The sequence below is a fragment of the Streptomyces sp. NPDC127097 genome (genome assembly GCF_042724075.1).
Lineage (GTDB): Bacteria > Actinomycetota > Actinomycetes > Streptomycetales > Streptomycetaceae > Streptomyces.
Genome location: NZ_JBHXFI010000004.1, coordinates 271616 through 296943 on the forward strand (window position 1 = coordinate 271616; position 25328 = coordinate 296943).

Genomic DNA, 25328 nt, shown 5'->3' on the forward strand with positions numbered 1-25328 from the left:
CCGCGCGGGACCACGCGCCGGCCGGCACAAGGAGAATCCGTGCGCGACAGGAAGAGACGCAGTCAGCGCCGCGCTTCGACGTCGCCGTGGAGGTACGCGCTGGCGACCTGGCTCGCCGGCGTGCTTGCGGCGGTCGGTCTGGGTGCCGTCGCACCGGTGGGGTCCGCGCTGCGTACGTCGCTCGGTCTGTCGGACGGTGCGCTCGCGTGGGCCACCTCCAGTATCACGGCGGTGAGCGCCGCCCTCGGCATCCCGGCGGGATGGTGGGTCCGCCGCTTCGGCGCCCAACGGGCCCTTTCCTGGGGCCTCTTCGTCATGTCGGTGGCCGCCGTCGGCAGCGCGGCCGCCGGATCCTGGGGGCTGCTGCTGGCGGCACGTATCGCTGAAGGGGTCGGCTACCTGCTGGTGTTCGTGGCGGGACCGGTCGTCCTCACCCGCATCGCGCAGGGCGGCACCCGGGCGGCGGCGCTCGCGTTGTGGGGCACCTGCGTCCCGACGGGGCTCGCCCTCGCCGCGGTCACCGGCGGCGCCCTGGAATCCGTATGGTCATGGAACCAATGGCTGGCCCTCACCGCACTCGGGCCGCTGATCATGGCCGGCGTACTCACGGCCGTTCTGCCTCGGCTGCCGAGGGCAGCGGTCCCGTGCGCTCACCGCGAAGCCGGTGCCTGGAACGGGGCGTTGCGGCTCGGTGTGGCGTACGGGAGCCTGTCGCTGGTCGGTGTCGCCGTGGTGATGGTGCTGCCGGCCTTTCTCCTTGAGGAGCGGCAGGCCACGCCGACGGTCACCGGTGCCGTGGTGGCGGTCGTCTGTCTGGGGAGCGCGGTCGGCGGGCTCGCCGCCAGTTGGCTGCTGCGGCGCGGCTCGGCCTTCTCCTCACTGGTTCCGCTGGGCGCGTTGATGCCGGTCGCCTGCCTCCCCGCCTTCTCGGCCGGTTTTCCCCTCGCGGTCAGCGGCGGAGCGGCCACGCTTGTCCTTGTCGTCGACGGCCTGCTGATCTCCGCGGCCTTCGCTGCCGTTCCCGCCGCGGTGAGCCGCGCCGAGGATGTGGATATCGCCAATGGCATCCTCAACCAGCTCGGCAGTGTGGGAATTCTGCTGGGCCCACCGGTCTTCGGGCTGGTCATCGCTGCCGCGGGGTGGGGCGTCGTCGCTGCCCTGACCCTGGTCTTCGGCGGGCTGGGCGCGGTGCTGCTGCTGACGGCCGTGCACACCTCCGCGCCCGGTCCGGCGGCCGGCGTGTCCCGGTCGCCCGGTGTGCCGGGTGGCAGAGAGGGGCGGGATGGGGCGGCACCCTTGGCGAAGGCGACGGACGTCGGCAAAGCCCAGGACGGCGGCAAGCCCGAGCGCACGCGTCCCTGACCGAGCCACGGAAGTGTGGCGTGCCCGACTGCCGTACCAGCTGATGACAGACCTTCACCCAGGAAGGGGCGCAGGGTGAAAATCGACTTCCCGCTGTTGCGGGACGACACCTGCCGCGAATACTGCCTGTACTGCCGTGCCGAGGCGGTCACGTGGATCGTCGTGGACGGAAGGAAAAGCTGCACCTGCGCTTCGTGCGGCCGCGAGGCGGAAAGAGCCGTCGTCATCGATCCCCGTATCTCCTGGTGGACCGATGCGGACGGCGAGTACTGGCACGAGAGCGCCGGGGTATTCGTACGCGACCGGTCCGCGAGGTTTCTGTTTTTCCAGCGGACCGCCTTTCCTTACCGGCTGACCGTGCCCGCGGGGCATGTCGAACGTGGGGAGGAACCCAGGTGCGCGGCCGCGCGGGAGCTTGGGGAGGAAGTGGGAATCCGGGGCATGGAGGGGGACCTCCGGCTCGTTGCGGACGAGTATTTGCGGGGAGATGTGTGCAGGAGGGGTTCTGACGCGCATCGTTGGCATGCTTATCTGCTGGAAGTCGATGAGCGCCGGGAATCAGGAATCCAGGGGGAAGTGACCGTGAATGAGGAGGGTGAGGCGCCCGTCTGGCTCACTCTCGACCAAGCTCGCGCCGGACGGCCGACGTTCGCGGTGGAACGCCTCATCGAGCAGCATTCCGAGAGGCTGCTGGCCGCCGTCCCGCGTAGTGCCGACGAGCGGAAGCAGGACCCTTCGGACGGTTCTCGGGCCTGATGTCGTCGTCGTACGCCGTCGTCGAGGGTGAATGGGCCGGGTCGGCAGTCACCCCTCTTCGGGCGAGCGCACCGCTCCTGGACATCAACCCCCGCCTCAGCCCGAGCAGTTGGTGACCTCGCCCTTGCCCTTGCCCTCACCCTTGCCCGGCAGCTTTCCCCCGACCAGATATCCGTCGACGGCACGGTCGGTGCAGGTGGAGGGTTGTTCCGAGGCGTACGCCGCGTGCCCCTGGCCCTTGCGTACGAGGAGCGAGCTGTGTTCCAACTGCCGGTGCACGGCCCGTGCGTTCGCCAGTGGAGTGAGCTGATCGTCGGTGTACGACACCAGCAGTACCGGTGCCGCGCCGGGCGCCTTGACCGGCTCGGCCGCCCCGGTGGGGGCGAGCGGCCATGTCGCGCAGTCGATCATCTGCCAGGCGTAGGAACGGCCGAAGAGCGGCGACTGCTTGGCGAACGCGTCGGCGGTGGCGAGCATCTGCTGCGGGGTCCTCGGCGCGGACGGGGAGTCCAGGCACAGCACCGCCGACATGCTCATGGACTCGTTCTCCTCGGTCTGTGCCTCCTGCGGCGTCAGCTCCTCGCCACCGCTCTCGTCGGCCGCCGCGGCGTCCAGCCGGTCGAAGCCGGTCACGTCCCCGCGCAGGGCGGCCACCAGCGCCGGGGTCAGCCGCTGCCAGCTCGCTTCGCCCGACACCGCCGTGTCCAGGTACATGGACAAGTCGGCGGCGGTGAATTCCTCGCCGCCGGCCCCTCGCAGCGGCTTCCGGTCCAGCTCCTTGGCGAAGGTGGTGAGCCTCCGCAGAATCTCCTCGGTGGTCGCCCCCAGCCGGTGATCCCCGCGCGCGACGAGGTCGTGGGCGTACCGGCGCACCGCGTCATCGGAGGTCTTGATGTCGAGCCGGGCGACCTGCCGCAGGTCGGCGGCGGGATTGACGACGCCGTCGAGCACCATCCGGCCCACCTTGCCGGGGAACAGCTTCATGTACTGCTGGCCTATGAAGGTGCCGTAGGAGACACCCGTGTAATTCAGCTTGGCGTCGCCCAGGACCGTACGCAGCACATCCAGATCGCGGGCGACGCTCACGCTGTCCATGTGCGCGAGAACGGCGCCGCTCGCCTTTTGGCAGGCACGGGCCCGCCGGGTCGCGGCGGCGAAGGTCTTCTCGGCCTCCGACGCGGTACGCGGCGGGTTCTCGGGTTCCTCCGCCACGCCGTCGGGGCACTTGATCTGCCCGGACCCGGCTGTGCCGCGTGGGTCGAAGCCGACCAGGTCGTAGCGGGCCCGAGCCTGCGCCCCGGCCTGCCAGTCTCCGTTGGCCACGTCGGCCGCACCGCCCGCTCCGGGGCCCCCGGGGTTGAAGAGCAGCGAACCCAGCCGACGACCGTGATCCTTGGCCTGCACCCGCGACACCCGCAGCTTGACGGTCTTCCCGTCCGGGTCGGCGTAGTCGACCGGCACCGTCACCCAGCCGCACTGCGCGCCGGGCACGGCCCTGGGAGTGACCTCCGTGGCACAGGGCGTCCACTGGACCTTCTGCTGCGTGAAGCGCGCGGGCAGCACCGGAACGGAGGTGTTCCCGCCCTTGGCGTCGTCGGGCCGGGTTGCTGCGGCGTCACCGGCACCGCAGGCCGTCACCACCATCGTGGTGGCGGCCAGCACACCGGCAGACAGGGCCAGGGGTCGGCGGGGGAAGGGCATCGACGCTCTCGCTCTCTCGCTCGTTGCCCGCAAAGGATGCGCACAGGCGCCGCCGCGCCGCTGTAGGGCCCGTCACAGTTGGGGCGAATTACGCATTGTCGACGGAGGGTTGCATTTCACCCTCAGGTAGGGCGGGGTCACGGATGGCGAAGTCTCGGGCGGTGCGCGACCGGGAGGCTGCCGTCCGAACACGTTCGGTGCGGTGATCAACTCGGTGAGTCATCGCCGCATGTGATCGCCTAAAAGCGGGCGAGGAATGCGCTGACAGGGGAAGCAGGTGCTCGCAGGATCTGCGGCGGGTCCGCCCTGCCGTCACTCCCCGCCGGCGCCAGTGCGGGAACGTTGATCGCGCCCGTCGACAGGAAGTCGCACTCCTGATCTTGCAGGGCAAAGCATGGCAATCGCCCTAAAATGGGTACTGCTGACGCGCTGGTGTGCCGGACAGGCAGGGGACGGCGGCGCGGAAAGGGTGATCGACCGGGGACGGGATGCCGATGGAGCAGGCCGCCGGTCCGGCGCGGACCGTCATCCTGACCGTGGACGACGACCCGGGCGTGTCGCGTGCCGTCGCCCGCGATCTGCGGCGTCGCTACGGCGAGTTGTACCGCATCGTCCGCGCGGAGTCCGGCGCGTCCGCCCTTGCCGCCCTGCGTGAGCTGAAGCTGCGGGGCGCCCCCGTCGCGGTGATCGTGGCCGACTACCGGATGCCGGAGATGGACGGCATCCAGTTCCTTGAGCAGGCTCTCGACATCCATCCCGGCGCCCGGCGGGTGCTGCTGACGGCGTACGCGGACACCGGCGCGGCCATCGACGCGATCAATGTCGTCGACCTCGACCACTACCTCCTCAAGCCCTGGGAACCGCCGGAGGAGAAGCTCTACCCCGTCCTCGACGATCTCCTGCTGGCCTGGCGGGCCGACGATCACCGGCCGGTGACCGTCACCAAGGTCGTGGGACACCGCTGGTCGGCGCGTTCGTCGGGGGTACGGGAGTTCCTGGCCCGCAACCAGGTGCCCTACCGCTGGTACTCGTCCGAGGATCCGGAAGGCCGACGGCTCCTGTGCGCGGCGGGCCAGGACGGCCTGCGGCTCCCGCTGGTGATCGTCCCGGACGGCACCGCGCTCGTCGAGCCCGGGGACCAGGAGCTCGCCGCCCGGGTCGGCCTCGCGACGACGCCGGCTACGGACTTCTATGACCTGGTCGTCATCGGCGGCGGACCGGCCGGTTTGGGTGCGGCGGTGTACGGCGCGTCCGAGGGCCTGCGGACCGTCCTCGTGGAACGCTCCGCGACCGGGGGCCAGGCGGGCCAGAGCTCGCGCATCGAGAACTACCTCGGCTTCCCGGATGGCGTGTCGGGGGCACAGCTCACCGACCGGGCCCGGCGGCAGGCGATGAAATTCGGTGCCGAGCTGCTGACCGCGCGCGAGGTCACCGGGCTCGAAGTCCATGGCGCCTCGCGTGTCGTCCGGTTCTCGGACGGCTCCGCCGTCGCCGCGCACTCGGTGATCCTCGCGACGGGCGTGTCGTACCGGCAGCTGGACGCCCCCCAGGTGGCCGAGTTGACCGGCTGCGGGGTGTTCTACGGGTCTGCGCTGACCGAAGCGGCTGCCTGCCAGGGTCAGGACGTGTACATCGTCGGCGGCGCCAACTCCGCCGGCCAGGCCGCGGTCCACCTCGCCCGGAGCGCCAAGTCGGTCACCGTACTGGTGCGTGGACCGTCCTTGTCCGCCTCGATGTCGCACTATCTGGTCCAGCAGGTCGACGAGACCTCCACGATCTCGGTGCGCACGAACACGGTCGTCGACGCCGCCCACGGCTCGGGTCATCTGGAGCAGATCACCGTCCGCGAGACCGCGACCGGCCGGACCGAACGCGTCGACGCCCAGTGGATGTTCGTCTTCATCGGCGCGGCCCCGCTGACCGACTGGCTGGAGGGCACGGTGCTCCGGGACTCCCGCGGGTTCCTGCTGACCGGCCCGGATCTGACCGCGGACGGGCGCCCGCCGGCCGGCTGGGAGTTGGACCGGCCGCCCTACCACTTGGAGACCAACGTCCCCGGCGTGTTCGTCGCCGGCGACGCCCGCGCCGAATCCGCCAAGCGGGTCGCTTCCGCAGTGGGAGAGGGCGCCATGGCGGTCATGCTCGTCCACCGTTATCTGGAGCAGTCATGAACAGCCGGCCGATGCCGTGCAGTCAGCAGGAACTCGGCTCGCTGTTCCTGTTCGAGAAGCTGGCCCCCGACCAGCTCGCCCTGCTCTGCCGCGAAGGCCGGGTGGAGGAGTACGGCCCCGGGCCCGTGTATGGGGAGGGCGATCCGGCCACCTGCTTCTACGTGCTGCTCGAAGGGACCCTCGTGCTCTCGCGCCGGATCGGGGACTACGACGTGGAGATCAACCGGAGTTCCAGCCGCGGGGTGTACGCGGGAGCCTTCCAGGCGTATCTGGGAGACCGCCTGCGGCAGGTCTACAACAGCTCCCTGCGCGTCATCGAGCCCACCCGCTTCTTCGTGCTGCCCGCGGAGACCTTCGCCACGATCATGCGTGAGTGGTTTCCGATGGCCGTACACCTGCTGGAGGGCCTCTTCTTCGGCACCAAGAGCGCCCAGGAGGCCGTCGGCCGGCGGGAACAGCTCCTGGCGCTCGGCTCGCTGTCCGCGGGGCTGACCCATGAGCTGAACAACCCGGCCGCCGCGGCCGTGCGCGCCACCTCCGCGCTCCGCGAGCGGGTCGCCGGGATGCGCCACAAGCTCGGCATCATCGCGGCACGCCCGTACCGGCGCGACACCCTGGAGACGCTCGTCGACATCCAGGAGCGCACGGCCGAGCGCGTGGCCAAGGCCACCGCCCTGAACCCGCTGGAAGCCTCGGACCGGGAGGACGCCCTCTCGGGCTGGCTGGACGACCACGGCATCGGGGACGGCTGGCAGCTCGCGCCGACCTTCGTCCAGGCCGGCCTGGACATCGACTGGCTGGACCAGGTCGCCGCGGCCGTGGACGGCGACACCCTCGAAGGCGCCGTGCGGTGGCTCAACTACACCGTGGAAACCGAGCTGTTGATGAACGAGATCGAGGAGTCGACCACCCGGATCTCGGTTCTTGTCACGGCGGCCAAGCAGTACTCGCAACTCGACCGGGCGCCCCACCAGGTCACCGACGTCCATGAGCTGCTGGACAGCACGCTGCTGATGGTGTCCGCGAAGATCGGCCCGCACATCACCGTCGTCAAGGACTACGACCGCGGCCTGCCGAAGATCCCGGCCTACCCCAGCGACCTCAACCAGGTATGGACGAACCTGATCGACAACGCCGTCTCGGCGATGAGCGGGACGGACGCCGACGGCACGCTGACCGTGCGCACCGCGCGCGAGGGAGACCATCTGCTCGTCGAGATCCGCGACACCGGCCCCGGAGTCCCGGCGGAGATCCGCGACCGCATCTTCGACCCCTTCTTCACCACCAAGCCGGTGGGTGAGGGCACGGGTCTCGGCCTGGACATCTCGTGGCGCATCGTCGTCAACAAACACCAGGGGGACCTGCGGTTCGACTCCGTCCCCGGCGACACCCGCTTCCAGGTACGCCTGCCGCTGGCCCCCACCGACCCCCGTCCCCCACAGGAGGCGTCATGACTTCCCCGCACGGAATCGACCCCTCGGTCCCGCCCAGCGGAACCGGCTGCGCCGAGTGTGCCGCCGTTGGTGGCTGGTGGTTCCATCTGCGGCGCTGCGCACAGTGCGGCCACGTCGGTTGTTGCGACGACTCACCCGCCAAGCACGCGACCGCCCACGCCCGGGACACCGGGCACCCGATGATCCGCAGCTTCGAACCGGGCGAGACCTGGTTCTACGACTACGACACCGCGGAGGTGTACGCCTCGGGCCCGCCGCTGGCTCCCCCGGAGAGCCACCCGGCCGACCAGCCCACGCCCGGCCCCGCGGGCCGCGTCCCGGTGGACTGGGCCGACCGTCTCGGATAGCCGGGCCGTCTGGGACAGGCGGACCGGTCCCGCCTCCGGCACGGCGCTGACCTGGGCCGGCCGCCGCCATCTAACGGCCCGCGCCGTCGCGTTGGCGGCAACCCGGAGCGGCGCTTAGCTTGGGAGGGGACGGCGGTTCGTACATGATCCGGGGGCCCGCGCGGCCGGACCGCCCTCGACCCGGAGGTCCGGGATGGACGCTGTCTCGTTCCTGCTCGTGGCCGTGATCCTCACGGCCCTTGCCTTCGACTTCACCAACGGATTCCACGACACCGCCAACTCGATGGCCACCTCCATCGCCACCGGGGCGCTGAGCCCCAAGGTCGCCGTCGCCGTCGCGGGCGTGCTCAATCTGGCCGGAGCCTTCCTCTCCACGGAAGTGGCCAAGACGATCTCGGGCGGCATCGTCGAGGACAGCCAGGTCTCCCTGGTGATGATCTTCGCCGGGCTGATCGGGGCGATCCTGTGGAATCTGGTCACCTGGCTCCTGGGACTCCCGTCCAGCTCGTCCCACGCCCTGTTCGGCGGGCTGATCGGCGCGGTGTGGGTGGGGGCCGGGGGTTCCGCGGTGCGCTTCGGCGCGATCATCGAGAAGATCGTGATCCCGGCGGTGGCCTCGCCGGTGGTGGCCTGTGTGGTGGCACTGCTGGCCACCTACCTCGCCTATGTGATCACCCGGAGGACCTCGCGCCGCGCCGTCGGGAAGGGCTTTCGCGCGGGCCAGATCGGGTCGGCGTCCCTGGTGGCACTGGCCCACGGCACCAACGATGCCCAGAAGACGATGGGCGTCATCACCCTCGCGCTCATCTCGACCGGGGTCCTCAGCCATGGCGCGGAGCCGCCCTGGTGGGTGGTGCTGAGCGCGGGCCTGGCGATCGCGCTGGGCACCTACGCGGGCGGCTGGCGGATCATCCGGACGATGGGCAAGGGGCTCACCGACATCCAGGCCCCGCAGGGCTTCGCCGCCGAGACCAGCGCCACCGCGGTGATCCTCGCCTCGTCGCACATGGGGTTCCCGCTGTCGACCACCCAGGTGTGCACCGGCAGCATCCTCGGCGCGGGGCTCGGCCGCAGGCTGGCACAGGTGCGCTGGGGAATCGCCGGGCGGATCGCGGTGTCCTGGCTGCTGACACTGCCGGCCGCGGCCGCCGTGGGAGGCGTGGCGGCGTGGGTGGCCGATCAGGGCGACCTGGGCGTGGCCCTGGTGGCGGTCGTCGCCCTCGCCGCCGCGGCCGCCTTCTACGTCCTCTCGCGCCGCCGCCCGGTGAACCCGGAGAACGTCAACGAGGCACCGGGACGGGAACCGGCGTCTGCGGTCAAGCCGGTCGCCTGATCCGGGCGGACCGGCTGGGCCGAACCGACAAGGCCGGCCGACACGGCCGCCGTCCAGGAAGGGGAGAACGGGATGGACATCAACTGGGGCACGCTCGCCGGGGTCTTCGCCGTCAGCCTCGGGATCACCACCGTGGTGGTCGTGATGTTCTCCCTCGGCCTGGCCGCATGGTCCCGCGCCGGCCACGATGAGCCCGCCTCCTCCGACGCGCGCGGAGCCCGGCACCAGAAGGCGGCAACGGCCGCGGCCCTGCTCTGCTTCGCCTCCTGCCTCGCGGTCGCGGCTTACGGGATCGCCTTGATCATTGGCGCTTGACGCCGACGGGGGAGGTGCCCCCGCCCCTGCCATCTCAGCGTGCAGCGGCCGTAAGGGCGCGGCGGGAAGCCGAGTCCCTCATTGGAGGGCTCTATTAGGCGGCTCCATTAGGGGGCTATCCCTACAGTGCTCTGTCCCGCTGCCTGGACCGTGTTCATGCCTGCTGCCCGGATGGTTCGGCGGATCTCGGACGCGCAGGCTGAACACATCCGGTTCTCCATGGGAAGGAACTCCCCTTGTCCAGTGTGAAGTCAGTGCGTCGCCGCGCGGCGCGCACCACTACCGCCGCTCTCGCCATCGCGGCGTGCGCCACCCTGATGACCGGCAGCGCGGAAGCGATCGTCAACGGGACCGATGCCACCGAGCACTACCCGTTCATGGCGACGATCCCCGAATCGGCCCCGGATCAAGGGCTGTACGACGGTACGTGCGGGGCGTCGCTGATCGATCCGCAGTGGGTGCTGACGGCGGCCCACTGCGTGCAGGGCGATGACCTTGAGCTGGACGGCACCGTCCGGATCGGCAGCGGCCACCGGAAGTCCGGGGGCACCGTCCGGACCATCGAGCGGACCGTCGTCCACCCCGGCTATGTGAACGGCGACGGGAAGGCCGTGAACAAGAACGACATCGCGCTGGTCCGCCTCGACCGCCCCGTCACCCAGAAGCCCATCCGTATCGCGGAGCGGACCGGGCGGCCGGGCACCCCGACCCTGATCCTGGGATTCGGCACCACCGTCGACACCGAGCTGAAGTTCGCGGAGCGGTTGCAGGAGCTCAACACGCGCAGGGGCGCCGACGCCGAGTGCGCCCGCGGCTATGCGAACCGGACCCGTTTGTGCACCATCAGCCGCGTGCCCAAGGCCATGGCGTGCTTCGGCGACTCCGGCGGACCGCAGCTCCAGAAGGGCCGGCACGGGCGTTGGGAACTGATCGGAGCCACCTCGGGCCCCGGAACCCCGGACGTCGCATGCTCCGCCGGACCGGGCCTCTACAGCAACGTGCCCGCCTACACGGACTGGATCCGCAAGACCCTCAAGCGCAACACCTGATCAGCGACGGCCGCCGCCCATATCGGGGGCCGTCCCTGATGCGACGGTTCGCCCCCTTCCGACAGCAGCCCGCCACCGAAACCAGGGGACGCCCCATAAGGAACGCTGCCCACCACCAAGTTGGCGGCAATGCGGGAGAGGCGCCCCTGCCGCTGACGCCACCGACTCCCGTGCTCCGGCGCATACGGTGAGGCCATGTCGACCACTGAACACAACACCGGGACCGCTCGCCCCGAGGAAACGATCGTCTACCGGTTGGCGAGCCCCGAGGACGAGAAGGCCGTCGCTGCCATCGACGGATCGTTCACCACGGACACCATCTTCGAGGTGACACTCACCAAGGATGGGTTCACCATGCGGCCCGTTCAGTTGGCCACCCCGATCCACAAGGTATTCCCGGACGATGAGCCGGAGGACGAGACCGATGAGGAAGGTCCGGACGACGAACGCACCATCGTGGCCGTCGACAGGGACGAGGTCTGCGGGTTCATCGTCACCGAATACAGCCCTTGGAACCGCCGGTTGACCATCGCCGACATCGAGGTGGCCGCCACGCACCGGGGCCGGGGCGTGGGACGGACCCTGATGGACCACGCCCTTGAGCACGCCGGCGAATGCGGTGCCGGACACCTATGGCTGGAGGTCACCAATGTCAACGCGCCCGCGATCCGCGCCTATCAGCGCATGGGGTTCGCCTTCTGCGGGCTGGACACCTCGCTCTATGAGGGGACGGAATCAGCCGGGGAGACGGCGCTGTACATGCGTCGGTCCTGTTCCTGAGCCGGCCCTTCCCTGAACGCGGCCCGCGCGGTGGGACGCGCGGGTGGTTCCGGGGGGGAATCCTCGCCCAGCGGGCGTTCGTACGCCGAATGCGCCGACGCCGAGCCACACGTCCCTGAGGGGCGGGCCCCCGTCATCACCTTGCGCCTCACCGATGAAGCCGACGGTCCATCGTCGCCCAGCGCGAAAGGCAGCGGAATGGTTGTGCGGGGAGCGAGGCCGGGCGCTACCCGGCGGCGACCACTCCGGGTTCCTGCGCCCCCGTGCGCCGGGTAAGACGGCCTCCAAGTCTGCACAGGTCCAAAGGTTTTTTCTGAACGGAGCCGGAACACAGGACCTGCGGCTGCCGATTCAGTGGTGCGGATCCATCGATCCATTTCGAGCACGAGTCGCACGCCAATTCATACAACCCTATTTGTGGTTCTCCTGTTGCGAGGGGCCGCGGGGCGGCAACTAGCTTCGGTGGCGCGCCGCAGCTCCTGTTCCGGGTTTTCCGATGAATCCGGGCGCAGCTGTTCATGAGCCGGACGGCCGGCTCGTGGCCGGGCTGGGGAGGGTGGCGGAATCCGCATCGAAGGAGACGGCAATGAAGAAGGCTTACGAAGCGCCGACGCTCGTCCGACTGGGTTCGTTCCGGAAGAAGACCGGGCTCCTGAACAGTTCCGGGAACGACCGGCTGGTCCTGAGCAAGAACTGACGGTCGACGGCTCGCTGAACCGAAGCCATGACTGAAACGCACCCAGGTGCGGGCACGGGCCCCGGCGACGCGCACTTCGCGGTCTTTCCCGACCGTGCGGACGCGGCCGCCGTGGCCCGCTGCTTCGCCCGCCCGCGAACCCGCACCCTGACGTACGCCTCCGGCCGCCCCTGGCTGGTGGGCCACTGGCACGACGAGGACATCGTGACCGCTCACGCCGGCGCGGACGCCCTCGCCCTCGTCGGCTGCTGTCCGGTCGACCCCGCCGAACTGGAGCGCCGGATCGGCCGGTTGAGGGATCTCTCCGAACTCGACGCCTGGGCACGCGGCCTGCCCGGCAGCTTCCATCTTGTGGCCGCACGTGACGGGCAGCTCCGGGTGCAGGGCACCGCGTCCGGTCTGCGGCTGGTGTTCCACGCGCTCGTCGACGGGGTGCGGGTGGCGGCCACCAGCGCCGATGTGCTCGCCGACGCGCTCGGAGCCGAACCGGACGAGGAGCAAGTGGCGGTCAGGCTGCTGTGGCCGGTTCCCCACCCGATGCTCGAAGCACCGTTGTGGCGGGAGGTCGACTCCGTGCCCCCGCAGGACGCGCTGATCGTCGCGGCGGACGGGCGGTCCGTACGGAACTCGCGCTGGTGGACGCCGCCGGAGCCGACCCGGTCGCTCGCCGACGGAGCCCCCCTCGTCCGGGCCGCGCTCAGCGGAGCCGTCGAGGCCCGTACGCGGCAGGGCGGCGTGGTCAGCTGCGATCTGTCCGGCGGGCTGGACTCCACCTCCATCACCTTTCTGGCCGCTCGCTCGCCCGCCAAGGTGGTGGCCAGTACCTGGCCGGGGCGTGATCCCGCGGACACCGACCTGTACTGGGCCTCGCAGGCCGCCGGGTGCCTGCCGCAGGTCGAGCACGTGGTGTGGGACGCCGACGATTCACCACTGGTTTACGACGATCTCCTCGGCATCGACGACCTGCTGGACGAGCCGACCATCGGCGTCATGGACCGCTCGCGGGTCCTGCACCACCTGCCGGGCCTGGCCCGGCGGGGCAGCCGGCTGCATCTGACCGGTATCGGCGGTGACCACGTGGCGTGGTGCTCCGAGGCGTACTACCACCGCCTGCTGCGCAGGCGCCCGTTGTTCGCGGTGCGGCAGCTTCGTGGGTTCCGGGCGCTGTGGCAGTGGCCGCTCGGCGGCATGGCCCGGGCGCTGGCCGACTCCCGGCCGTACGGGACATGGCTGGGGGACGCCGGCCGCGACCTGCGCGGCCCGCTGCCCGCGTCCGTCAGCAGCGGTCTGGGCTGGGGCATGGCACCGCGGCTGTTCGACTGGGTCACCCCCGAGGCCGAACGGCTGGCCGGGCGGGCGCTTCGGGCGGCGGCCGCGACCGCCGTACCGCTGCATCCGGACCGGGGCCTGCACACCGACCTGGAGCAGATCCGCTCCTGTACGCGCATCATCCGGCAGTGGGACCGGATGGCGTCCCGGGCCGGGGTGCCGATGGCGTCGCCGTTCTTCGACGACCGGGTGATCGAGGCATGTCTGGCGGTCCGTCCGAGCGAGCGTGTGACGCCCTGGCGGTACAAGCCTCTTCTCACCACGGCCATGCGCGGCATCGTGCCGGAGTCCTGTCTGGGGCGTACCAACAAGGCCGCGGCGTCCATGGACGCGTCCAACGGGCTGCGCGAGCACCGCGGTGACCTGCTGGCGCTCTGGGAGGACTCCCGGCTGGAACGGCTCGGCCTGGTGGACGGCGAGGCCCTGCGCCGGCTGGCCCAGCGGCCCGCCACCCCCGGGCTGCGCGACGCGATCCTCTACTCGACCATCGCCGCCGAAGTGTGGCTGCGCAGCCTCTCCCACGCCACGCAGGACAGGGCCGGCACCGCCCCCTAGCCACTTCGCTGCACGCTCCCCCGCGAAGCTGCACGCTCCCCTACGAAGCTGCTCACTCCCCCACGAAAGGGATACCTCATGGCATTGCGGTTCGGTGACAAGGTCTCCACGGCGGCGACCGACTACGGCACGGTCCTGCTGGACGAACGCAACGGACAGTACTGGGAGTTGAACCCCACCGCCGGCCTGATCGTCACCACCCTGCTGGCGGGCGGCGACGAGAGAGCGGCGGCCGACGCGCTGCTCGCCGAGTTCGGCATCGACCGCATGCGCGCCGAGCAGGACGTCGCGACCCTGGTCGAGGAGCTGCGCGCGTCGGGACTGGCCGTATGACGACACCGAGCGCACTGGAGCGGCCCACCGGAGTCCCCTTCGCCCGGCGGCTGGCCGCCCGGCTCGTCCTCCTCCCCGCCGTCGTCCTGTCCTTCCTGCCCCCGCACCGCATCCGTGCCGTACTCGGCCTCGTACGCCGAGGAGCCGCACCCGCCTCCCCCGGCCAGGCCAAGGCTGCCCGGGACGCGATGTGCGCGGTCAGCCTGCGCTGCGCCGGGCCGCGCGGCTGCCTGCCCCGCTCCCTGGGGGCCGCGCTGCTGTGCCGCCTGGGCGGCAGCTGGCCGACCTGGTGCACCGGGGTGCGGGTGGTACCTCCCTTCACGGCGCACGCCTGGATCGAGGTCGATGCCCGCCCCGTGGACGAAGGGGTGCCGGACGACTACTTCACCCGGCTCATCGCCGTGGCACCGGTCAGCCGGCCCACCCGATGACCGCGGCCACCACGAAGACACCGGACCGTTCGACATGGGGTGCGGTCACCACCATGTACCGGCTCACCACCGGGCACCGGGCCTCCGTCGTCGTCGCCACCGTGCTCACCCTGGCCGGCTCGGCCCTCGGACTGGCCCAGCCGCTCCTCGCCAGGAACATCGTCGACGCCGGCGGACACGGACGGACCTTCTGGCCGCTGCTCGCGCTCCTGGCCGCGCTGTTCGTCACCGAGGCGGCGACCGGCGCGGTGGGGCGCTTCGTCCTGGAACGCATGGGTGAAGGCGTCGTACGGGGACTGCGCCACGGCCTCATCGCGCGCCTGCTGCGGCTGGAGATGCACCAGTACCACCGGCACCGCACCGGCGACCTGATCTCCCGCGTGACCACCGACACCACCCTGCTCAGGGACGTCGTGTCCCAGGCGCTGGTCGACCTGGTGACCGGCGCCCTCGCCGCCGCCGGGGCGGTCGTCCTGATGGCGTGGATCGACCCGCTGCTGCTGCTTCTGGTCGCCCTGACCGTGGCCGCCGCCGCCCTGATCGTGACCTCACTGCTCAAAGGCATCCGGGCCGCCTCCGCACACATGCAGGGCTCCGTCGGCGCCGTCGCCGCCGAACTGGAGCGCGCGCTCGGCGCTTTGCCGATGGTCCGGGTGCACCGCGCCGAGGACCGCGAGGCGACGCGCATCGGCGCGCGGGTCGACGCGGCGTACGACGCCGGCGTACGGACCGCGAAACTCGCCTCGGTGATGAGCCCCGCCGTCGAACTCGCCGTCCAGGGCTCCTTCCTGCTCGTCCTGGTCATCGGCGGGCTGCGGGTCAACGGACACACCAACTCCCTCGGCGATCTGGTCGCCTTTCTGCTGTACGCCTCCTACTTGGTGCTGCCGTTGTCGTCGGTCTTCCGGGCGGTCGGACTGATGCAGCGCGGCATGGGCGCATACCAGCGGATCGCGCAGGCGCTGGAGCTGCCGGCGGAGCCGGAGGAGGCCGGGGAGGCTGTGGGGGCTGTGGAGGCCGTTGAGCCCGCGGAGGCTGTCGAGCCCGCAGAGGCTGTCGAGCTCGTTGAGGCCGTGGAGCCCGTTGAGCCCGTTGAGCCCGCGGAGTGGACCGTGCCGGGCGGGTGCGTCGTCCGTGCGGCGCCCCGGCGGGTGGAGCGGACGGGGCGGACGGGGCCGGGCGAGGCGCCGGCCCTGGCCCTGCACGACGTCCGCTTCGGGTACGTCCCGGACCGGCCGGTGCTCAACGGTGTCTCGTTCACCGTCCCCCAGCACGGGCAGGTCGCCCTCGTCGGACGGTCGGGCGCGGGCAAGAGCACGATCTTCGCGCTGGTGGCGCGGTTCCACGAACCGGACTCCGGAACGCTGCTGTTCGACGGTCGTCCCGCAGCCGAGCTGAGCCGCGGAGCATGCCGGGCACGCATCGCCGTCGTCGACCAGAACACCCATGTCGTCCACGGCTCGCTCCGGGACAACATCACCTACGCGGCACCCGGCGCCGGTGATGCCGAGGTCCGGCGGGTCGTCGAACTCGCCCGGCTCGACGGGGTGGTCCGACGACTGCCCGGCGGCCTGTCCGGCGTACTCGGCGAACGCGGCAACACCCTGTCGGCCGGCGAAAGGCAACGGGTCGCCCTGGCCCGCGCCCTCCTCGCCCGGCCCGCCCTTCTCCTCCTCGACGAACCGACCTCCCACCTCGACGCCATCAACGAGACCGCACTCACCACGCTCATGAAGGAAGCCGCCCAGGAATGCGCCCTCCTGGTGATCGCGCACCGTCTCTCCACCGTCCAGCACGCCGACCGCATCATCGTCCTGGAGGAAGGCCGCACCGTCGCCTCCGGCTCCCACGAGGAACTGCTGACCACCAGCCCCTCCTACCGCGCACTGGCCTCCGGCCAAATGCTCCGGCCGGCCGACGGCACATCCGGTGCGGACACGGCGCCGACCACGCACGGAGGGCCCCGAACGCCGTAGCCGACGGCCTCACCACGAGCGTCATGACCGACGGCTTATCTCTCCTCCTTGAGTTGGTACACCCGGCTGCCGGTTCGGCGCCTCCATACGCCGTGAGTTCGTAGAAGCGCGACAGTGCGTCCACGGCGTCGGCGCCAAGACCATGCTGGGCCCGCAGGTCGCGCAGCCAGTCGTGGTCGCCGGCGAGTGCCTTGCGCACCACGTCCAGGGCCACCTTTTCCTGTTCCGTGCCTGAGTAGGGGCGCGGTGTCGTGTGCTGTTGGGGGATTGCCGATCCGGCACGGGGCTGCGGCAGTCCGGACGTACCCCGGAACCCTCTCCATCGACTGCACCGCCGACGGCTTGGAGCGACGGCCGACGGTGCCGGTGTTCGACCACGCGCGCCTCACGTTGCAGGCGGTCATTCCCTGCCAGCAAGTGTTCAGCGCCGCCCTCACCGCCCACGTCGAGGCGGCTTACGCCGACGACGACACTAGGGACGCGCTGTGCGCACCCGCGCCGCACCCCCACTCCGCCCTGGACTGGATACGGTTCTTCAGCGACACCCAGGAGCGGTCCAAGCGCTGGACCGCCGACCCCGCACTCATCGACTGGCTCAGCACCTGCCGGCTCATGGGCCGCCGGCTCCCCCAGCTCTCCCCCGAGCAGCGCACCGCACTCCTGCCGATGCTCCAGGCCCAGCAGCTGAAGCTAGCGGAGCTCCCCCACCAGGCAGACGTGGTCACGGCGGTGAACTGACCGCCTCCACCACCCGCACCCGACGCTGACGTGCACGACCGGTGCCCCCGGGCGGGCCGGCCGGCCGAGGGTGCCGCGGGGCTACGGGTGCTTCCCGCCGCCGTTCCCGCTGCTTGTCCGGTCGTTTCCGGTCGGGTTATGCGTGCCGCCGGGGTTGGCGTCGGCCGTGCTGTGGCCGGAGGCGCCGGTGTTCCCCCCTGAGCCGTTGCCGGCGTGCGGGGTGCCCTTGCCGGGTTTGCCCGTGCCGCCCGGTCCGCTCGGCGCCGCCGTCGCCCGCGCCAGCTGCGCGGAGCAGTACGCGGCGACCTTGTCGCGTCCGCCGGCGGCCGCGACGAGCCGCTGCCAGGCCGTCGCGTCGAGTGCCTTGCCGCGCCCCTCGACCTTCTTGTAGGCGCGGCAGTGGGCCTCGGTGTCCTTGGCGGAGGAGGGCCGGTCGCCGGGGCCGGAGCGGCCGGGGGACGCCGACGAGGCCGTATTGCCCGGCTGGTCCGGGGCGACCGCGGAGGGGCGCGTGGTCCCCGGGCCGGTACCAGCACCGTCGGTGGACGAGCCGGCCGAGCCGATGGCCGCGTACGCGACACCGCCCAGGGCGAGGCTGGCGAACACCGCGCCGAACGTCATCCGCACCGGGCGCCGGACGCTCCGCTCCTCGCGCGGCCGCCAGTCGTCCCGGCGCCGGGTACGGGCCCGGGGTGCGCCCGCGCCGTGGGCGGCGGCCCGGAAGGCGGCCAGGGCCCGCCGCTCGGCCTCGGGGTCGGGGCGGTCCGCGCGGAGGGCGGCGCCCAGCATCGCTTCCAGCGTGGCGGAGTCCCGCACGTCCGGAGGGCCGGACACGGAGCCGTCAGGGTGCCCGTGCCGGTGACGTGCCGGAGCTCCGTCGCCGCTCAGCCGTTCACCCATGTCCGCTTCCGTTCCTGGCCGTTCCGCTCCGACCGTTTGGATTCGTCGAGGTGCCGGTCCTCGGCACCTTCCGACCGTTCACTGTCGCCCTCGACCGCCCTCGTCGTCATGTCGACTTCCCCAGCGTTCGGGAAGCCCCATCCGTCACACCCTCGTCCGCCTCGCCGCCGACGCCCAGCCGACGGGCGAGTCGTTTCAGGCCCCGGTGGGCGGCCGTGCGCACCGCTCCCGGACGCTTGCCGAGGACGCGTGCGGCGGCGGGAGCGTCCAGACCCACGACGACCCGCAGGAGCACCGCCTCGGCCTGGTCCCGCGGCAGCCCGCGGACCAGTTCCAGGGCCTGCTCGGTGGAGAGGGACTCCAGGGCCTGGTCATGAGTGTTGTGCGGACCGGGGAGGTTCAGTACGTCCTGTTCGGTCCCGCCGGCCCGAGGCCGCACGCGCTGGCGGCGCAGATGGTCCAGCGCCCGGTGCCGGGCGATGGTCGTGGTCCAGCCGCGGAACCCGGCCCCGTCCCCCTTGAAACGTCCGAGGTCGCGGGCGATCTCCAGCCAGGCGTCGGAGGCCACGTCCTCCGCGTCCCTGCCGACCAGCCCGTGCAGATAGCCGAGCAGGGCCGGCTGCACGATCCGGTAGGCCATCGCGAAAGCGGCCTCGTCGCCGCCCTGGGCCCGCGAGACCGCTGCGCCCAACTCCTCGTCGTACGTCGCTGCGCGCCGGGTTTGCCCTACCTGACCCAAGCTGCCCTCGTTCGCTCCGGTTTCATGGTGAGTCCGTGTCGCCCGCCGCGCTCCGGTCGCATCGACGGCCCACGGTGAACAGCGTCCGCCCGCACAGAAGTGTCACAACGGCCAGTGGTTCTTCGCGGCGTCGCCGAGGGTGGGCCGGCGCATCTGCGCACTCCTTGCCCGTATCACCCCTTTCCGGAATCACCCCTTTCCGGAGACTTCATCCGTCCCGTGCGGCCCAGGTGTAACAGTTCCGGCCGAGTTCGCTCTCTCTATGCGGGCGACCGCGTTGGTCGGCCAGGACAGGAGACACGACTCGTGCGGTGGACAGACGGAAGCGGAGCGGCGTACGGCGAGGATCCGTACGCCGGCGCCGGTTACACCTATGCCTACGGCCGCCACGGGTACGCCTACCGCCCGGAGTACGCCCACGGCCAGGCGTATGCCCATGGCCACGAGTACGGAGGGGGCGTCACAGGCGTCGCCACCGACACGGCCTCGCCGCCCTGGGACGGGGTGCAGCCCGCCCACCGGACGTACCCGGCGGGGCAGTGGACGCACCCGACGGGACAGGACACGACAGCATGGGACCCCCTGTACGGCGACGCCCTCACAGGGCAGCTCCCGCCGGTGTTCCACACGGAGCAGCTCCCGATGTCCGACACGGCGCAGCTGCCGGTGATCGATACACCCGGCCACCCCGTGCCGGAACCTGACACGCCCCAGGGCGAGTCAGCGGGGCCCGTCTTCGTCGATTCCTCGGGGCGACGCCAGCGCCGCGTACTCCGCGCCGCCCGACTGCTGCTGATTCCCGCCGGCGGCTATGTCGCCGTGCTGATCAGCGCGATGCTGGGCGGCCCCAGCATCAGCTCTCCGTTCGTTCCGCACGCGGAGTCCCCGCACTCGGCCACGCCCACGGCGACCGCACCCGACTCCTCGTCCGACACCGGACACCCGACGCGGAGCGCGAGCCCCACCACGGCGCGGAAGAACTCCGGCACCGCGGTGCGGAATCCCCCCGGCCCCACCGATCCGCCGGCAGCCTCCACCGCCCCCGCGGCCCCGTCCCGGCCCACGGCCGCGCCCACCAGGGCCGCCACCGCGACCCCCGCCCACTCCTCCAAGGGGCGCGCCCTCGGCTCGTCCCACAAGCCCGTGAAGTGATCCAAGGCCCCGACGTGACCGACCGCCGACCCCGCAATGCTGCTGCCCAACGCCCCGGCCGCACCCACGAGATCACCCCCCGCGCCCACTGGCTCCTGCTGAGCGTGCTCGCGGTGACCCTGTCGGCGGCCCTCCTGCTCCAGGGCTACACCCAGCACATGTTCGGGATCACCTCGGACGCCGTGACCGGTGCCCGGGGACGGCACGAGACGGTGCCCCGTCAGGTGACCCACGGCGGCCCCGTGATCGCGGACGCCGCCACCTCCGCGCACACCGCCCGGGTCGAGGACCGCACCCTCGCGCTCACCTTCGACGACGGACCCGACCCCGTCTGGACGCCGCGCATCCTGGACGCGCTGCGCCGCAACCATGTGCACGCGACGTTCTTCGTCGTCGGAACCCAGGTCGTGGCCCACCCGGAGCTGGTCCGCCGGATCGTCGCCGAGGGCCACCAGATCGGCATCCACACCTTCACCCATCCCGACCTGACCCGCCTCGCCCCCTGGCAGCGTTCCCTGGAACTGCGCGAGACGCAGCTGGCGGTGGCCGGCGCCGCGGGGGTCACCACCGCACTGCTCAGGCCGCCGTACTCCTCGGAGAACGACGCACTGGACGATGCCGCCTGGTCCGTCCTCAAGCAGGCGGACACGGCCGGCTATGTCACCGCGCTCACCACACAGGACGCCGAGGACTGGCAGCGCCCCGGTGTGGACCGCATCGTCGCCCGTGCCACACCCCACGGCCACGCCGGGCAGATCGTGCTGATGCACGACGGCGGCGGTGACCGGGCACAGACCGTCGCCGCGCTCGACGCCCTGATCCCACGGCTCAAGGCGCAGCACTTCCGGTTCGCGACGGTCGGCGCCTCGGTCGGCATGGCCGGGCCGGTCCAGCGCGCCGGGCTCGGCGACCATCTGCAAGGCCTGGCCCTCATCGAGCTGCTCCAGGCCGGCGACTGGACGGTGTGGCTGCTCGGCGTGCTGCTGTGTGTGGCCGGAGTGATCAGCGTGCTGCGCGCGGCGGTCCTGGTGATCGCGGCCCGCCGGCACCGGCGGCTGCGGACGGCGGGCCGCGGCCGGTCCTGGGGGCCGCCGGTGACCGCACCGGTCAGCGTCATCGTCCCCGCGTACAACGAGAGCGCCGGGATCGAGGCGGCCGTGCGCTCACTGCTCGCCTCGGACCACCCGGTGGAGATCATCGTGGTGGACGACGGTTCCACCGACGGCACCGGCGACCTGGTGGAGTCGCTCCGCCTGCCGGGGGTGCGGGTGATCCGGCAGCGGAACGCGGGCAAGCCGGCCGCGCTCAACACGGGACTCGCCGCCGCGTCGTGCGAGCTGGTGGTCATGGTCGACGGCGACACGGTCTTCGCGCCCGACACCGTCCGCACGCTCGTGCAGCCCTTCGCCGACCCCGGGGTGGGCGCCGTCTCGGGCAACGCCAAAGTCGTCAACCGCGGTGGCCTGCTGGGCCGTTGGCAGCACATCGAGTACGTGGTCAGCTTCAACCTCGACCGCCGTCTGTTCGACCTCGCCGAGTGCATGCCGACCGTCCCGGGGGCGGTCGGCGCGTTCCGCCGCCGCGCGCTGTTCGCCCTCGGCGGCGTCAGCGACGTCACCCTCGCCGAGGACACCGACCTCACCATGGCGCTGTGCCGCGCCGGCTGGCGGGTGGTCTACGAGGAGGGCGCGGTGGCCTGGACGGAGGCGCCCGCGTCACTGAGCGCCCTGTGGCGGCAGCGGTACCGCTGGTGCTACGGCACGCTCCAGGCGATGTGGAAGCACCGCGGCGCCCTGGTGCAGCGCGGCGCCGCCGGGAAGCTGGGCCGTCGCGGCCTGGTCTACCTCCTCCTCTTCCAGGTACTGCTGCCGCTGCTCGCACCCGTCGTGGACATCTTCGCCCTGTACGGGCTGCTCTTCCTCGACCCGGTCCGGATCATCGGGCTCTGGCTGGCTTTCCTGCTGCTGCAACTCCTGGTGGGCCGGTACGCGTTCCGCCTGGACGGGGAACGGCCCGGCCCGCTGTGGAGCCTGCCGTTGCAGCAGTTCGTCTACCGGCAGCTGATGTACCTGGTGGTGATCCAGTCCGTCTTCACCGCCGTTGCGGGCTCCCGCCTGAGATGGCAGCGCATGGAGCGGTACGGCAGCCTCCAGGCGGCGGTGGGCGCCAAGGCACCCGGCCACGATCTGCCTCCGCAGGAACCCGGCTCTGCGCAATCGGCGCCGTACGACCGTGTGACACGGCAGGCGCCGTACGACCGTCAGCCGCAGCAGGCGCCGTACGACCCCTTCCACCAGCAGGCGTGGTACGCCCCCTCCCACCAACCGGCACCGTACGACGGCCTTCCACAGCCCCCTCCCCACAACGGTTACCGGCAGCCCCCACCCCACAACGGCTTCCGGTAGCCCGCACCGCGCGAAACATCGCAGTTGTGCCGAACATCGCAGTTGTACCGAGTAGTTGTTCTGAGAGGACAGTGATCCGAGCCCATGAGCGGACACCGGCGCCGACCGTCGCAGCAGTCCCACCGCGACAGGCTTGTCGAGGGTGTCCGCACCATCGGCAAGCGTGCCGCACGGAACCGGCCCTTCGGGCCGGGCACGTCAGGCCGTGTGCGAAGAGCGACGCCGGAGGAGAGACAGGGGAGACGGTGGATCGACTACCCGCGCCGGGGCGGGACGGGCCCGCGCCGCTGGCTGCCGTCGGTGCGCCAACTGCTGGCGCTCTTCCTGCTCTTCTTCGGCTGCACGACAGCGGCCGTGGGCTACGCCTACGCCACGGTCACCATCCCCGACCCCAACCCCAGGACGCTGCTGCAGAACAACGTCTACTACTGGTCGGACGGCACGGTCATGGCCACCGACGGCAGCGTCAACCGGCAGAACGTCCCGGTCTCGCAGGTCCCCGCCGGCGTGCGGTGGGACTTCATCGCCGCGGAGAACGCCTCCTTCTACACCGACCCGGGCATCGATCCGCAGGGCATCCTCCGGGCCGTCTTCCACATGGCCGAGGGCGGCTCCGTGCAGTCCGGGTCGACGATCACCCAGCAGTTCGTCAAGAACACCTACCTCGACCAGTCGCAGACGGTCTCGCGGAAGCTCAAGGAACTGCTGATCTCCACCAAGATCGGTGCCGCGATGGGCAAGCAGCAGATCCTCCAGGGGTATCTGAACAGCTGTTTCTTCGGCCGGCAGGCCAACGGCATCCAGGCCGCGGCCCGCATGTACTACGGCGTTCCGGTGCAGAAGCTCAACGCGAGCCAGGGAGCCTTCCTCGCCGCGGCGGTCAACGAGCCGAGCCTCTTCCAGCACGCGGACTCCGACCCCACGGCCAAGGCGAAGGCGAAGGCCCGCTGGTCGTGGGTGCTCGACCGGATGGTGAAGATCGGCAAGCTGACGCCGGGGCAGCGCGCACGGTACGCGGCCGCGGGGTTCCCGACACCCAGGAAGTGGACCCTCGGTTCGGGTCTCCCGGGCCAGACCGGCTACCTGGTCCAGCTCGCCCGGTCCTACGCCCAGGCGCACAACCGGAGCATCACCGACGGCAGCCTGAGCCGGGGCGGCTACCAGATACACACCACCTTCGACAGGAAACGGACCGCGGGGCTGGCCAGGGCCGTCGCCAAGGTCCGTGCGCAACGCCTCGACCCCGCCCACCGGTCGGTCGACCGGAACGTGCAGGTCGGAGCCTCCTCGGTCGATCCCAGGACCGGCAGGATCCTCGCCGTCTACGGCGGCTCCGGCTTCGGCCACGGCCACTACTCGGACAACGCCGACACCACCGGCATCCCGGTGGGCTCGACGTTCAAGCCCATCGTCCTCGCCGCCGCGCTCCAGCACCGAGCCGTACTGAAACCCGGCGAGCCCCCGGCGCCGATCACCCCGGCCAGCAAGTTCAACGGTGACGACGGCATCAAGATCAAGGACCAGCAGGGCAACTACGTCACCGACGACAAGGACCCCACCGGCCTCCTCCACCAGCACAACGACACCCGCCGGCGCTGGGGCTACATCACCCTGCGCAAGGCGATGGAGCAGTCGGTCAACACGCCGTACGTGCAACTGGGGGAGGACGTCGGCCACCCGAACGTGGTGAGCACGGCACAGGCCCTCGGCCTGCGCCCCGACAGCCTCGCCGCCCCCAGCGCCGGCTTCTACATCGGTACCTCGACACCGAGCGCCATTCGCATGGCAGGCGCCTATTCGACCTTCGCCGCCTCCGGTATGCGGGCCACTCCCTACTCGGTGACCAAGGTGACCCACAACGGCTCCGCCCTCCCGGGCTTCACCGCCCCTGCCCCCGTACGGGCGCTGCCGAGCGCCATCGCCGACAACGTGACCGACGTCCTCCGGGGCGTCATAGCCAAGGGCACCGGCACCAAGGCCCAGGCCCTCGGCAGGACGGCCGCGGGCAAGACCGGTACCACCGACGACTACCACTCCGCCTGGTTCGTCGGCTACACCCGCCAACTCGCCACCTCCGTGGTCCTCTTCCGCGAGGATCCGGCCCACCCCCAGCTGCAGTCCCTGGTGGGCGTCGGCGGCCTGCAGAAGGTGTTCGGCGGCGACATCCCCACCGACATCTGGACCCGGTACATGACCGACGCCCTCACCGGCCTCCCCGACACCCCCTTCCCCACCCCCGTCTCCCTCGGCCACGGCACCAACGAGCCGGGCGCCCCCACCCCTTCCCCGTCCCCCACCCCCGACAAGAAGGACGGAAAAACGGACAGGCCCGGCAGGGACGGCAGGGACCCCAGCGACGCCAAGCCCGGCAAGAAGACGACCCCCACTCCCGCGCCCACACCGGCCCCGACAACGCTCCCCAAGTGCCGCCACCACAAGTGCCGGTGACCGTGAACCGTCGGTAACCTCAGGGCTCCCCGTCGGTCCGAGCCGATGGCGCGTCCGCTTCGGCGGGGGAACTGGAGTGGCTGCAATAGGCCGAGGCGTAGGCGGAACGGATTAATCCGCTGTCCGGCCACTGCGGACTCCACCGGATCCAGCCGCCAGCCCAGGCTCTGCGCGGACACCCTCAAGGCGATCTCTATGCCCGTCCCTGGCCGTTGACCAGCAAGGGATGCTGGACGCCGCCCGACGAGAAGGTCGCGCAGAGCCCCTGGTCAGGCAGACGCCTCCGCCCTGTCCGGAAGCCAACGACCGTCTCACCACGTAGGACACGGTCGCTGCCCCGTACCACTGCTCCAACGC

At 71.3% G+C, this 25328-nt stretch carries 22 protein-coding genes; 18 read left to right on the forward strand and 4 right to left on the reverse strand.

Features of this window, described 5'->3' with window-relative positions; genetic code table 11:
* Positions 1–39 precede the first annotated feature (39 nt).
* Together ACFWJW_RS06405 and ACFWJW_RS06410 are read left to right on the forward strand one after the other, a co-directional pair.
* Positions 40–1362 (forward strand): MFS transporter, encoded by a 1323-nt coding sequence (locus ACFWJW_RS06405; protein WP_387235740.1) that lies wholly within the window; start codon positions 40–42, stop codon positions 1360–1362.
* A 75-nt stretch (positions 1363–1437) separates the two neighbouring features.
* On the forward strand, positions 1438–2118 hold the full coding sequence (locus ACFWJW_RS06410; RefSeq protein WP_387235743.1) for an NUDIX hydrolase: 681 nt from the start codon (positions 1438–1440) through the stop codon (positions 2116–2118).
* Positions 2119–2214: 96 nt separating this feature from the next.
* Here the strand turns inward: ACFWJW_RS06410 and ACFWJW_RS06415 are convergent, their stop codons facing one another.
* Entirely contained in the window at positions 2215–3819 is a 1605-nt protein-coding gene (locus ACFWJW_RS06415; RefSeq protein WP_387235746.1) for an alpha/beta hydrolase, read from the reverse strand.
* 494 nt (positions 3820–4313) lie between these two features.
* On the opposite strand from ACFWJW_RS06415, the gene ACFWJW_RS06420 reads away from it, so the two are divergent.
* The 13 genes from ACFWJW_RS06420 (at position 4314) to ACFWJW_RS06480 (ending at position 17327) form a co-directional block, all read left to right on the forward strand.
* The gene (locus ACFWJW_RS06420) at positions 4314–5990 is read left to right on the forward strand and encodes an FAD-dependent oxidoreductase (RefSeq protein WP_387235842.1); all 1677 of its coding nucleotides are present in this window, start codon (positions 4314–4316) and stop codon (positions 5988–5990) included.
* A complete protein-coding gene (locus tag ACFWJW_RS06425) occupies positions 5987–7444 on the forward strand; it encodes an ATP-binding protein (RefSeq protein ID WP_387235749.1) in 1458 nt (485 codons plus the stop codon). The genes ACFWJW_RS06420 and ACFWJW_RS06425 overlap by 4 nt, the downstream gene beginning before the upstream one ends.
* Positions 7441–7791 carry a UBP-type zinc finger domain-containing protein gene (locus ACFWJW_RS06430; RefSeq protein WP_387235752.1) on the forward strand — a complete coding sequence of 117 codons (351 nt, stop codon included), beginning with the start codon at positions 7441–7443 and terminating at the stop codon, positions 7789–7791. Before ACFWJW_RS06425 ends, ACFWJW_RS06430 begins: the two co-directional genes overlap by 4 nt.
* A 193-nt stretch (positions 7792–7984) precedes the next feature.
* Positions 7985–9124 carry an anion permease gene (locus tag ACFWJW_RS06435; RefSeq protein ID WP_387235755.1) on the forward strand — a complete coding sequence of 380 codons (1140 nt, stop codon included), beginning with the start codon at positions 7985–7987 and terminating at the stop codon, positions 9122–9124.
* A 72-nt stretch (positions 9125–9196) separates the two neighbouring features.
* Positions 9197–9439, forward strand: a complete 243-nt coding sequence (locus tag ACFWJW_RS06440) for a hypothetical protein (protein WP_387235757.1) — start codon at positions 9197–9199, stop codon at positions 9437–9439.
* A 236-nt stretch (positions 9440–9675) separates the two neighbouring features.
* Positions 9676–10488 (forward strand): S1 family peptidase, encoded by an 813-nt coding sequence (locus tag ACFWJW_RS06445; RefSeq protein ID WP_387235760.1) that lies wholly within the window; start codon positions 9676–9678, stop codon positions 10486–10488.
* Between the two features lie 195 nt (positions 10489–10683).
* Entirely contained in the window at positions 10684–11268 is a 585-nt protein-coding gene (locus ACFWJW_RS06450) for a GNAT family N-acetyltransferase (protein ID WP_387235763.1), read from the forward strand.
* 586 nt (positions 11269–11854) lie between these two features.
* The gene (locus ACFWJW_RS06455) at positions 11855–11965 is read left to right on the forward strand and encodes a keywimysin-related RiPP (RefSeq protein WP_107070770.1); all 111 of its coding nucleotides are present in this window, start codon (positions 11855–11857) and stop codon (positions 11963–11965) included.
* 27 nt (positions 11966–11992) lie between these two features.
* Positions 11993–13849 (forward strand): lasso peptide isopeptide bond-forming cyclase, encoded by a 1857-nt coding sequence (locus ACFWJW_RS06460; RefSeq protein WP_387235766.1) that lies wholly within the window; start codon positions 11993–11995, stop codon positions 13847–13849.
* A 78-nt stretch (positions 13850–13927) separates the two neighbouring features.
* Positions 13928–14182, forward strand: coding sequence for a lasso peptide biosynthesis PqqD family chaperone (locus ACFWJW_RS06465; RefSeq protein WP_387235769.1), 255 nt, complete (start codon positions 13928–13930; stop codon positions 14180–14182).
* Positions 14179–14613 carry a lasso peptide biosynthesis B2 protein gene (locus ACFWJW_RS06470; RefSeq protein WP_387235772.1) on the forward strand — a complete coding sequence of 145 codons (435 nt, stop codon included), beginning with the start codon at positions 14179–14181 and terminating at the stop codon, positions 14611–14613. Before ACFWJW_RS06465 ends, ACFWJW_RS06470 begins: the two co-directional genes overlap by 4 nt.
* Positions 14610–16589, forward strand: coding sequence for an ABC transporter ATP-binding protein (locus ACFWJW_RS06475; protein ID WP_387235775.1), 1980 nt, complete (start codon positions 14610–14612; stop codon positions 16587–16589). Before ACFWJW_RS06470 ends, ACFWJW_RS06475 begins: the two co-directional genes overlap by 4 nt.
* Positions 16590–17006: 417 nt before the next feature.
* A complete protein-coding gene (locus tag ACFWJW_RS06480; RefSeq protein WP_387235778.1) occupies positions 17007–17327 on the forward strand; it encodes a hypothetical protein in 321 nt (106 codons plus the stop codon).
* An 81-nt stretch (positions 17328–17408) separates the two neighbouring features.
* On the opposite strand, the gene ACFWJW_RS06485 is transcribed toward ACFWJW_RS06480, so the two are convergent.
* From ACFWJW_RS06485 to ACFWJW_RS06495, 3 genes are read right to left on the reverse strand one after another with little or no spacing between them, the layout of a single operon-like run.
* Positions 17409–18161, reverse strand: coding sequence for a hypothetical protein (locus tag ACFWJW_RS06485; RefSeq protein ID WP_387235781.1), 753 nt, complete (start codon positions 18159–18161; stop codon positions 17409–17411).
* 50 nt (positions 18162–18211) lie between these two features.
* Entirely contained in the window at positions 18212–18337 is a 126-nt protein-coding gene (locus ACFWJW_RS06490; RefSeq protein WP_387235783.1) for a hypothetical protein, read from the reverse strand.
* Entirely contained in the window at positions 18334–18966 is a 633-nt protein-coding gene (locus ACFWJW_RS06495) for an RNA polymerase sigma factor (protein WP_040898139.1), read from the reverse strand. The genes ACFWJW_RS06490 and ACFWJW_RS06495 overlap by 4 nt, the downstream gene beginning before the upstream one ends.
* 306 nt (positions 18967–19272) lie before the next feature.
* On the opposite strand from ACFWJW_RS06495, the gene ACFWJW_RS06500 reads away from it, so the two are divergent.
* The 3 genes from ACFWJW_RS06500 to ACFWJW_RS06510 all read left to right on the forward strand — a co-directional run bounded on the left by ACFWJW_RS06500 (position 19273) and on the right by ACFWJW_RS06510 (position 24971).
* Positions 19273–20118, forward strand: a complete 846-nt coding sequence (locus ACFWJW_RS06500; RefSeq protein ID WP_387235786.1) for a hypothetical protein — start codon at positions 19273–19275, stop codon at positions 20116–20118.
* Between the two features lie 14 nt (positions 20119–20132).
* The gene (locus ACFWJW_RS06505; protein ID WP_387235789.1) at positions 20133–22523 is read left to right on the forward strand and encodes a glycosyltransferase; all 2391 of its coding nucleotides are present in this window, start codon (positions 20133–20135) and stop codon (positions 22521–22523) included.
* Between the two features lie 207 nt (positions 22524–22730).
* Entirely contained in the window at positions 22731–24971 is a 2241-nt protein-coding gene (locus ACFWJW_RS06510; RefSeq protein WP_387235792.1) for a transglycosylase domain-containing protein, read from the forward strand.
* Positions 24972–25328: the final 357 nt, after the last annotated feature.